This window comes from Acetobacterium bakii (assembly GCF_001263355.1).
Taxonomy (GTDB): Bacteria; Bacillota; Clostridia; order Eubacteriales; family Eubacteriaceae; genus Acetobacterium; species Acetobacterium bakii.
Map to the genome: position 1 here is coordinate 1 of NZ_LGYO01000057.1, position 10,697 is coordinate 10,697.

Below are 10,697 nucleotides of genomic sequence, written 5' to 3' on the forward strand. Positions count from 1 at the left end.
CGCCTCGACGTTACAAAATTGTTTGTATAAACCCACTGCTGGGTATTAAGTTTTGCTTTTTATATTCGACAGTCACACAATTCCTAAGAAGGCTTTAACGACAATTGTTAATCGTTGAAGCCAAACAGAAAGATTTGACTGTCTGACAGCGCCAATGAGGAGACTTTCATGAATATTCAAAATTCATTTATTCAACTGAAAAACAGTCTGGAAACCATCACCTATCTTGAAGCCGATGGTCAGGAGCTGACCGAAACCTATGCTTCACTTTTCGAAAACGCACAGATGGTTCTGGGCGGATTACAATCAGAAGGTCTCAAAAAAGGAGACCTTCTTGTTTTCCAGCTTAAAAGTATTCGGGCCCAGGTGACTGCTTTCTGGGCGGGAATTCTAGGCGGCATGGTGACCGCCATCCTTCCGATTGCCCAGGATGAAAAGTCCCGGGAGTATCTGCAATCGGTTCTGGGGACCCTTGATGCGCCGCATCTCATCTGCGATCTGGACGGCATGACCGCCCTTTTTGAAAAAAATATCCTGATGTTTCGGGCTCTGGTAGAAAGTACACCCGGTGAAATTGCACCGGTTTTGGACAGTGATCCGGGCATGATCCAGTTCACCTCGGGCACCGCATCAAGCCCCAAAGGGGCCATTCTGACCCAGAAAAACCTCTATGAAGGCGGTATCGCCAGCAGTATTATTGTCAGAGAAAATACCCGGGAGCGTTATTTAAGCTGGCTGCCCCTTTCTCATTGCTTTGGTTTTGTGGGCTATCACCTGGTTCCCATTGTCAATAATTTCCCCCAGTATCTGATGAGCCCTGTACAATTTGTGCAAAACCCCAACCGGTGGCTTGAAAAGCTGTCGGATTTTACCGCCACTGTCACTGGTGCGGCCCTCTTTGGCATCGAACTGTTGCTGAAGGTTGGCATTCGGGAAAATCCGGATCTTGACCTTTCTTCGGTATACATCTGTTTTTGTGGCGGTGAAGATGTCAATCCCCATTCCCTGACCGCCTTTGAAACCGCCGCCAAGCCAATGGGCTGGACAGCAGATACGCTCAAACCCGCCTATGGCCTCAGCGAAACCACCATGGGGGTTGCCTATACCCCCTATGGCTGTAAATTTCGGGTGGACCATTTCCTGGGCAGCGGCATTGGTATCGGAGAGAAGCTATTTTTCTGTGATCCCGATGATGACACCATCAGCCGGGTGGCGGTGGGCGTTTTAGATGAATGCAATGAAGTGGTCATTAAAGACCTGACAGGGAATATCCTTGATTCGGAATATCTGGGCCTGATTCATATTCGCGGCACCAATGTGATGACCGGGTATTACTCGAAAAATAAAAATGAAAGCTCGCCCATTGATCCCGACGGCTGGTTTAATACCGGTGATCTGGGATTCTTCAGAAACGGCTGGCTGACTGTTTTTGGTCGATACAAAGACATCATCATTGTTAATGGCGAAAATTACCTGGTCTCGGATTTGGAGAAAACCGGAAAACAGGGGCTTCCTAAAGTAACTAACCTCATCCTGGTCCAGGGGAAGGATCGCCAGACCCAGGATAATTGTCTGATTCTTTTCAGTGATGCCAGCAGTCCTGAAGTCCTTATTTCCGGAAGCCACGCCATCTCAAAAACCTGGCAGCTTCCCATTCACTGGGGGGTTCTCATTGATACCATTCCCAAAACGACCTCTGGTAAAATCAATCGTCTGACCCTGGCCATTGGCTGGGAACAGGGTGACTATGAGGATCAGTCCTTTTCCTTAGCTGGGGCTTCCCTAACCGAGCTTGACGGCCACTACAAAGAAATGGCCCAGCACTGGGAACGGATTCTTAACATTCCCATTGCCGACATCAGCCTAAACAGTCATTTTATTTTTGATCTTGGGGGTGATTCTCTGGGACTCATTGATCTTTTATACCAATTAGAAAAGACTTATGGTAAAATATTAGACCCGGATGTTATCCGCAGGCGGCTTACTTTAAAGGAAATGACCGATTATTTTCAGGCCTTAAAATAATATTCAAAACATTTGCATCATCGATACAAAAATTCAGATGATACATGGAGGAAATCATGAACGTAGATCAATTAACAAAATTATTGGAAGATGTAAAAAACGATCAATGTGATATACCAGCTGCCCTTGAGCAGCTTAAAAATCTTCCCTATGAGGATCTTACCTATGCCAAGGTCGACCATCATCGTGAGCTTAGAAATGGCTATCCTGAAGTGATTTACAGTCCCGGCAAAAGCCTGGATCAAATTAAGGGGATCGTGCAAAACATGATGGAGCGTTCAACCGGAAACATCCTGGCTTCCAGAGCTGAACGAGATGTTTTTGAGGCCATTAAATCCGTTAGTCCGGATGCTATCTATTATGAAGAAGCCCGGTCGGTTGTGGTCAAACGGGTCGAATATAAAACCACCGAAGACTATATTTTAGTTGTCACTGCCGGTACTGCCGACATTCCCGTAGCCGAAGAGGCGGCGATTACCGCCGAGGTCATGGGTAACCAGGTGAAACGTCTTTACGACGTCGGCGTCGCCGGGATCCATCGTCTGCTTGGCAATGTACCTATTATCAATCATGCCAAAGTCATTATTGTGGTTGCGGGTATGGAAGGCGCTTTGGCGTCGGTGGTTGGCGGACTCAGTGACAAGCCCATTGTGGCGGTACCAACCAGTATTGGTTACGGGGCCAGCTTTGGCGGGATTTCAGCGCTGCTGGGAATGCTGACCTCCTGTGCCAGCGGCATTGGCGTGGTAAATATTGATAATGGCTTTGGGGCTGCCTGTTTAGCCTCAAAGATTAATAAGCTTTAATTCATCCAATGATCCATAAGGGCGATTCCATCGCTCATCGAAGGAGGTTCGTCCCATGAAGGTTTTATATTTTGATTGTTTTTCCGGTATTAGCGGTGATATGGTTTTGGGTGCTTTTATTGACCTGGGCATTGATCCGAATTTTTTAGAATCCGAGCTTAAAAAATTGAAGCTTGAGGGTTTTCGTATTAAGGCGGAAAAAACCTTAAAGAAAGGCATCAACGGAACCCGATGTCATGTCATTCTTGAAGAAGACGGTCACCATCACCGGCATTTTGGTGATATCAAACAGATTATTGTTGACTCCGACCTTTCGGATGAGATTAAAATAACAGCGCTGGCCATATTCAAACGGGTGGCCGTGGCCGAAGCCAAGGTTCACAATGTCCCGGTGGATCGTGTTCATTTTCATGAAGTCGGAGCCCTGGATTCCATTGTCGATATTGTGGGGGCCGCTATTTGTTATCACGCCCTTAAACCCGACATTGTTTACGGCTCAAAAATAAATGTCGGCAGCGGCTGGGTTCGCTGTGCCCACGGACTGCTTCCTGTTCCGGCGCCAGCCACCGCTGAAATTCTCTGTGCATCCAACTTTGAAATGTATTCCAAGGCCATCGACGGTGAGTCGGCCACTCCTACCGGGGTTGCCATTTTAGCGGAACTGGGAACTTACTCTCCGACTACCCCAAGCTTTATTCCCGAAAAAACCGGATACGGCTTTGGCGGCAAAGATTTTGGGGTTCTCAACGCCCTGCGGATTATCCAGGGGCGAAAATCCCAGCCCCATGAAACCATGGTGGTTGAAACCAATGTGGACGATATGACCGGGGAAATGGCGGGCTACGTGCTTGAAAGCCTTATGGAAAAAGGCGCCCTGGATGCTTTTTATACCCCGGTTTATATGAAAAAAAACCGCCCCGGCATTCACCTGACGGTTTTATGTAAGGAAGTCGATCTTCCAGTCATTGAGGATCTGATCCTACGGGAAACCTCCACTCTTGGAATTCGAAAATATCCAGTCACCCGAGTCTGCATGGATCGCCACTTTAAAAAAATCAACACCCCATTGGGTGATGTCACCATCAAAATTTCCGATTACGGAACCATTCATCGGGAAACTCCCGAATACGAAGATATCCGCCGCATTGCCAAAGATACCGGTGTTTCTCTTTGGGAAGTCTTGGAAATGGTGGAAAAGCTCAAATAAAAAACTTAACTTTTTTGTCACAAAACGTCCTGGGGACAATGGTAAATCGTTGTCGGCTGCATGATCGGACAGGCTGGGCCTGTTCGCCATGATGCCGACAACTGATGTTACGATTGTCCCCAGGACTCACGTTTACTTGTCTATAAAACGTCCCGGTGACAATGGTAAATCATTGTCTCTAGCATGATCGGATAGGCTGGAACTGTTCGCCATGATGCCGACAACTGATGTTACGATTGTCCCCAGGACTTATTTTTCTGCTTTGACAACAGTCTGAAACAGCCGCTGACGGCTGTTTATTTTTTCTTTTTGACTCGTCGATAGATGAAGTACCCCACGCCGATGATTGCCGCAAAGGGGAGAAGTCTGAAAATCCAGACAATTAATCCTGAAAATATGTTTAAAATTAAATTGATTGATGCAATGAACCCTTCGCTGATCTGTTTGAGTATATTTTCAAAGGGTGATTGAACACTGCTTGTGGCTAATTTCTGTTCGATAAGTGAAACATAAATGGTGGAGTAGTTTATTTCCTGATCCCAGTTTCTAATCATCGTCGTCCGATTGTCAATTTCTGTTCTGATGCGGTTTAATTCGGTTTCAATTAAGAGCAAATCGTTAATATTTTCAGCACTCTTCAAATATTCCTGAAGTCTGGCTTCCTGTATTTTCAGATTATTCAATTGCCCCTGGATATCCTGATATTGCTGGGAAATATTGGTGCTGCTGACACTGGAATTAATGGGACTTCCGAGCTTCTGGATTTCTTTCATGGCTTCTGTGAATTTTTCTGCCGGGACACGAATGATAATGTACCCCGTGGCAGCGGCAGTATTCTGATCTTCAGACCCATAGGATGAACTGGAATCCTGGACAAATCCGCCTAGTTCCACTGCATATTGTCCAATTTTTTCAAATGTGTTCTGGTAATCATCGGTATAAAGACTGATATTCCCAGCATAGATTATTTTTGAAACATCAAAGGGAATTTGCGAATCTGCCGCATCAGGCGCTGTTTCAACACCACTAACCATATCTTTTGACGCAGATTCACTGGATATCCCCTGGTCAATATTCACTGGGGCATCGGTGTTTGAAAATTCTGTTTTACTGTTGGATAAATTGATTAGGATTGATCCAATCACCATTAAAACCACAATACTTCCGATTGCAATCACATAAGGATGCTTAAAATAAAATTTCTTTACGCTGTCACGCCATCGATTATTTGGGCTTTTTTCGTTAGTTCCAGGGTCAGAATTCATGAGTTACTCTCCTTATTCTTGTTTTTATAATATCTTTTGGGCTGCTCTGCATGTTTAGCCTGTACATAGAAATATCTGCCCAACCACCCATCCGAAACTTAATGATTTAATTGTAATTCAGCTTACCTGTTTCGTCAATCAAAACCCCGAAAATCCGCCGCGGTGCCCTTCATTTTTGGGCTAGTCGGGACTCCTTAAAACCTTGAAATTTTCTGCTTGTCTGGCACAAAATGCAAGGTGTTGGGATTAACCTTTTGATTATGTTTTTAGTTAAGGTCATGTTATAATTATTCCGGTAAATAAATAATAGTTATGGTCTCTAGCTGCGGTTGTTCTCAGATTTATTCCGAGACAGTCTGTTGCCGGGATAAAAACAGGAGGATTAAATGATTCGAATAGCAAATCTTAAAATAGGAATCAATAAAGTGGCCGATCGTGCTTCAGAAAGACAGGCTTTGCAAAATGCCATCCTTTCTAAATTGATGATCAGTCCCAAAGACTTGATTGATTTTAAAATATTCAAACAGTCCATCGACGCCAGAAAAAAGGATGCCATTGTTTATATTTATACCGTTGACGTCTCAGCCAAAAAAGAAAACAATCTGCTCAAAAGATATGGCAAAAACGGCATTGAACTGACCCCAAATTTAACCTATCGCGGGGTGCAAACGGGATATGAGAAGTTGATCCAACGACCGGTCATCGTTGGCATGGGACCAGCAGGTCTTTTTGCCGCCTTAACCCTGGCTCGGCATGGTTACGCACCGATTGTACTTGAACGGGGAGATGATGTGGATACCCGGGCATCTAAAATCAGCGCATTCTGGAAAACCGGGATACTCGATACAAAAAGTAATATGCAGTTTGGCGAAGGCGGCGCCGGAACCTTTTCTGATGGAAAACTGACGACCTTAATCAATGACAATCGCTGTCGCAGCATCTTAGAAGCCTTTATTGCAGCCGGGGCACCGGAAGAAATTCTGTATGCGAGCAAACCCCATATCGGAACCGATCTGCTGCGAGAAACCGTGAAAAATATCAGAAAAGAAATTATTGCTCATGGCGGCGAGGTGCGGTTTCAATCGGAAGTAACTGACTTTATTATTAAAGACGGTTGTCTTACCGGTCTTCTGATCAATGGCCGGGAGGAGCTCTCCTGTACCATTGCTTTGCTGGGAATCGGTCACAGTGCCCGGGATACCTATGAAGCCTTACATCACAGCGGAATTGCCATGGCCCAGAAACCTTTTTCCATCGGTGTGCGTATCGAACATCCCCAGGCAATCATTGACCAGGCCCAATATGGTGTTTCTGCCGGCCATCCCGGATTGGGAGCGGCGGATTACAAGCTTTCCTACCATTGTGAAAACGGTCGGTCCGCCTACACCTTCTGCATGTGCCCCGGGGGCTATGTGGTGGCTGCGGCTTCCGAGGAAAACGGCGTTGTGACCAATGGCATGAGCGAGCACAGCAGAAACGGTGAAAATGCCAATTCAGCCCTGCTGGTGGGGGTACAGCCTGCTGATTTCGACAGTAACCATCCTCTGGCCGGGATCGAATTCCAAAGAAAATGGGAGCGCCTGGCCTTTGAACTGGGTGGCAAAAATTACAGTGCCCCGGTCCAGCTGGTCGGCGATTTTCTGGCCGATAAAACCAGTACCACCTGGGGCAGCGTGACACCCACCTATAAACCGGGTCTTACCTTTGCCCCGCTAAAAGACTGTTTACCGGATTACATCATCGAAACCATGAAAGAAGCCCTTGTGCATTTTGATACCAAACTCGCAGGTTTTGCCATGAAAGATGCCGTTATGACCGGTGTGGAAACCAGAAGTTCATCTCCGGTGAGAATCACCCGCGATGAAAATAATGCATCCAACATTGCCGGTCTCTACCCCATGGGCGAAGGCGCCGGCTATGCCGGGGGTATTATGTCTTCGGCAGTGGATGGTCAGAAAACCGCAGAAAAAGTGATGAAAATTTTTGTGCCTTTTAACTAAGGCTATTTAGGCAATTTTATAAAGATAAAAGCAGAGGACAACCTTTTATGGATGTCCTCTGCTTAGTTTATTGGCAAACCTATTCTGGGGACAATGGTAAATTATTTTCCCCAGGACTTTACTTTTTTGCTTGATCGACCATCATTGATTATTTATTAATGGCTTAGGCATCATCTCTGGTGTTTAATTCAAGATCGATGGCTTCCTGCATCTCTGCATATTCTTGTGTCACACCGCTGTAGCGCATACAGTTAATGCCCATGGCCAATAAGTTTTCGGTACTGGCTGTGGTGATACACGAGTCTTTGCATGACTTGCATTTGTAATCACATTCTTCCACTATTACACCTCCCCTGTTTTCGTATTCTTTAATCCGTCTAAAAATGTGGGTGGTGTTTCTGTTCCCAGCTTTTCATTTACGTACTACCTATATTATGCACCAGTGTTATTTATATGTAAATAGGGTATCCGTTTTTAATGCCCTGATTTTGCTGAAAACCGTCCTGGGGACAATGGTAAATCGTTGTCTGCTAGCATTCTTTTTTATGCTCTTCTTTTGAATCTTTTTAGATATTTTTGGTATTCATGACTCTCATGGCATTAAAAACGGCAATCAATGTCACACCGGTATCAGCAAACACAGCCTCCCACATGGATGCTACACCCAGTGTGCTCAATATAAGAAATACTGCTTTAACACCCAGCGCAAATACAATGTTCTGTAATACAATTCGTCGTGTTTTTTTCGCTATTTTTATGGCCGTTACTATTTTTGACGGTTCATCATTCATGATTACAATATCAGCGGCTTCAATGGCAGCATCAGAACCCAGGGCCCCCATGGCTATTCCGATATCGGCTCGTGCCAGTACCGGAGCATCGTTGATTCCATCACCGACAAATATAATTTTGCCTTTTGCGGATTTTTGGTTTTCCAGCCGTTCAAATTCTGCAACCTTATCCCCGGGGAGTAGTTCGGAATACACTTCATCGAGGCCCAACTGTTTCCCGATTGTGTCACCCACGGTCTTTAAATCGCCGGTGAGCATGATGGTTTTCTTGATACCAAGGGCTTTGAGCGCTTTTACAGCATGGGCTGAGTCTTCTTTAATTTCATCTGAAATAATAATATTACCGGCATAACGATTGTTGATAGCAATGTGGATGACGGTCCCCAATGCCTCAACATCGCCTATCATGATATTTTCACTGTTCATAAATTTTTCATTACCGGCAAGAACTTCTTTTCCGTCGATGATAACCTTGATTCCATGACCCGGAATTTCCTGGTAGTTTTTTATTCGCTTCTTATCGATATCTGCATTAAAAGCACTGATCAGCGAAAGCGAAATAGGATGATTTGAGTAACTTTCAGCATAGGCCGCATATTCGATTAATGCTTCCTTTGTAATATCATTCTGAGGGTTTATTTCTGTCACTTTAAATACCCCTTTGGTTAAGGTACCCGTCTTATCAAATACGATGGTCTCCACGTTATTTAATGCTTCAAGGTAATTGCTGCCTTTTATTAATATACCTCTTTTTGATGCACCGCCAATCCCCCCGAAAAAGCCCAAGGGTATTGAAATCACCAGTGCACAGGGACAGGATACCACTAAAAACACCAGAGCTCGATAGATCCAATCCGAGAATGTCGCTCCGGGAATCACCAATGGCGGGATGATCGCCAGGGCTAAGGCGCTAAAGACGACTATCGGTGTGTAATAACGGGCAAACTTTGTGATAAAGTGTTCGGTTGGTGCTTTCTTACTGCTGGCATTTTGAACCAGATCCAAAATCTTAGATACCGTCGAATCGCCAAAATCTTTTGTCACTTCTATGGTCAGCACGCCGTTTTTATTAATGAATCCGCTTAATGCATCTTTTCCCGGTTCCAATTCCCGTGGCAGGGATTCTCCGGTTAGCGCCGAGGTATCCACCATCGAATAGCCGTCAATAACCCGACCATCCAGAGGAATTTTTTCTCCGGGTTTTACCAAAATAATATCCCCAATGTTTACATCATCCGGCGATACTTTTTTTATTATATCACCCACCTTGAGATTGGCATAGTCCGGGCGGATATCCATTAATTCACTGATTGATTTTCTGGAGTGATCCACCGCCATGTCCTGGAAGAGTTCGCCAACCAGATAGAACATCATCACGGCAACACCTTCCGGATATTCACCGACGAAGAAAGCACCGATGGTGGCAACGCTCATCAGAAAGTGTTCACTGAATACCTGGCCTCTGACAATACCTTTTACTGCCCGTAAAACGACGTCTCCGCCGACAACGATATAACTTAACAAAAACAGAGTTAGTTCAAGCCAATTCTGGAAATCAAAAATTATAGCGATTGCAAAAAGTACGCCACCAATAACAAGCTTCGTCAACAGCTTGCGACGAAGTTTCCCGTCATCCACTTCAATCTCTAAAGATTCTTTTATTTCAACTTTCCCCGTATTTCCCTGGAATATAACCTTTACATCCGGCTCAATTCTTTTTACAATCCCCTCAATCTTTTGGTTTAACTCCTGTAATCTAAGGGTCGTTTCAGTTTCTACGATCAGCTTTTTTGACATAAAATCTATTGAAGCAAACTTGACACCATCTAATTTATTAACTTCTGTTTCTATTTTCGAGGCACAATTTGCACAGCAAAGACCTTCCAGGACAAATACTTTCTTTGTTTCTTTACCGACCGACTTTTCCTTTACCACAACATTCGATTCATGCTTATTTACGATGGCCTTAACCTGTTCCAGTATATCAATATCAAATTTTTCTGACTGGGTTTCTAAAATCAATGCCTTATTCATGAAATTCATGGTTGCTGTGAGTCCGTTCAGACCATTGACTTCATGTTCAATCTTTGTGGCGCAATTGGCGCAGCAAAGGCCTTCGAGTACTAATTCCTTTTTCATTATCGCTGCTCCTCCTTTAGTTGTTTTCCTCTGAAATATGAGTTAATCCCTGGTTGAATATTTGTTTGACATGTTCATCATTTAATGAGTAAAATACAACTTTCCCCTCTTTTCTGTTTTTTACCAGATTCGCCTGTTTTAAAATTCGAAGCTGGTGGGATATGGCGGATTGGGTCATATTAAGCAAGCATGCAATATCGCAAACACAGATTTCAGCCTCATCCAGAGCCCACAATATGCGGATCCTGGTGGAATCTCCAAAGACCTTAAATAACTCTGCCAGGTCATAGAGGATTTCTTCCTGGGGCATTTTGGCTTTTACCTGATTTACAATATCCTCATGGATTACTTCACACTGACACCGTTCAATTGGTTCTTTTTTACTGACCATATTATCTCCTTTTAAATTCTTTAGCTTAATTGCGAAACTATCGCGAGCTTCGCTACCAGTTTACACGAAACAA

The 10,697-nt window shown here is 44.5% G+C and carries 8 protein-coding genes; 4 read left to right on the top strand and 4 right to left on the bottom strand.

Features of this window, described 5'->3' with window-relative positions:
• The first annotated feature begins 168 nt into the window (after positions 1-168).
• From AKG39_RS17285 to larC, 3 genes are read left to right on the top strand one after another with little or no spacing between them, the layout of a single operon-like run.
• Positions 169-2,025: a non-ribosomal peptide synthetase gene (locus tag AKG39_RS17285; protein ID WP_050741652.1), complete on the top strand. Its 1,857-nt coding sequence runs from the start codon at positions 169-171 to the stop codon at positions 2,023-2,025.
• 56 nt (positions 2,026-2,081) lie between these two features.
• Positions 2,082-2,831 (top strand): nickel pincer cofactor biosynthesis protein LarB, encoded by a 750-nt coding sequence (larB, locus tag AKG39_RS17290; RefSeq protein WP_050741653.1) that lies wholly within the window; start codon positions 2,082-2,084, stop codon positions 2,829-2,831.
• A gap of 55 nt (positions 2,832-2,886) precedes the next feature.
• Positions 2,887-4,038: a nickel pincer cofactor biosynthesis protein LarC gene (larC, locus tag AKG39_RS17295; RefSeq protein ID WP_050741654.1), complete on the top strand. Its 1,152-nt coding sequence runs from the start codon at positions 2,887-2,889 to the stop codon at positions 4,036-4,038.
• 296 nt (positions 4,039-4,334) lie between these two features.
• Here larC and AKG39_RS17300 read toward each other — a convergent pair whose 3' ends face one another.
• A complete protein-coding gene (locus AKG39_RS17300; RefSeq protein WP_050741655.1) occupies positions 4,335-5,303 on the bottom strand; it encodes a DUF4349 domain-containing protein in 969 nt (322 codons plus the stop codon).
• Between the two features lie 386 nt (positions 5,304-5,689).
• Between AKG39_RS17300 and AKG39_RS17305 the strand changes: the two genes are divergently transcribed.
• Positions 5,690-7,303: an NAD(P)/FAD-dependent oxidoreductase gene (locus AKG39_RS17305; RefSeq protein ID WP_050741656.1), complete on the top strand. Its 1,614-nt coding sequence runs from the start codon at positions 5,690-5,692 to the stop codon at positions 7,301-7,303.
• A gap of 163 nt (positions 7,304-7,466) precedes the next feature.
• Here AKG39_RS17305 and AKG39_RS20165 read toward each other — a convergent pair whose 3' ends face one another.
• The 3 genes from AKG39_RS20165 to AKG39_RS17315 all read right to left on the bottom strand — a co-directional run bounded on the left by AKG39_RS20165 (position 7,467) and on the right by AKG39_RS17315 (position 10,624).
• A complete protein-coding gene (locus AKG39_RS20165) occupies positions 7,467-7,643 on the bottom strand; it encodes a hypothetical protein (protein ID WP_160316218.1) in 177 nt (58 codons plus the stop codon).
• 226 nt (positions 7,644-7,869) lie between these two features.
• Positions 7,870-10,233: a heavy metal translocating P-type ATPase gene (locus AKG39_RS17310; RefSeq protein ID WP_479714969.1), complete on the bottom strand. Its 2,364-nt coding sequence runs from the start codon at positions 10,231-10,233 to the stop codon at positions 7,870-7,872.
• A 16-nt stretch (positions 10,234-10,249) separates the two neighbouring features.
• A complete protein-coding gene (locus AKG39_RS17315) occupies positions 10,250-10,624 on the bottom strand; it encodes an ArsR/SmtB family transcription factor (RefSeq protein ID WP_050741658.1) in 375 nt (124 codons plus the stop codon).
• Positions 10,625-10,697: the final 73 nt, after the last annotated feature.

What these genes read in the sequence shown, in the direction of transcription:
- larC (WP_050741654.1), top strand. Translation starts at nt 2,887, where the DNA reads ATGAAGGTTTTATATTTTGATTGTTTTTCCGGTATTAGCGGTGATATG.
- AKG39_RS17305 (WP_050741656.1), top strand. Translation starts at nt 5,690, where the DNA reads ATGATTCGAATAGCAAATCTTAAAATAGGAATCAATAAAGTGGCCGAT.
- AKG39_RS17300 (WP_050741655.1), bottom strand. Translation starts at nt 5,303, where the DNA reads ATGAATTCTGACCCTGGAACTAACGAAAAAAGCCCAAATAATCGATGG.
- larB (WP_050741653.1), top strand. Translation starts at nt 2,082, where the DNA reads ATGAACGTAGATCAATTAACAAAATTATTGGAAGATGTAAAAAACGAT.
- AKG39_RS17310 (WP_479714969.1), bottom strand. Translation starts at nt 10,233, where the DNA reads ATGAAAAAGGAATTAGTACTCGAAGGCCTTTGCTGCGCCAATTGCGCC.
- AKG39_RS17315 (WP_050741658.1), bottom strand. Translation starts at nt 10,624, where the DNA reads ATGGTCAGTAAAAAAGAACCAATTGAACGGTGTCAGTGTGAAGTAATC.
- AKG39_RS17285 (WP_050741652.1), top strand. Translation starts at nt 169, where the DNA reads ATGAATATTCAAAATTCATTTATTCAACTGAAAAACAGTCTGGAAACC.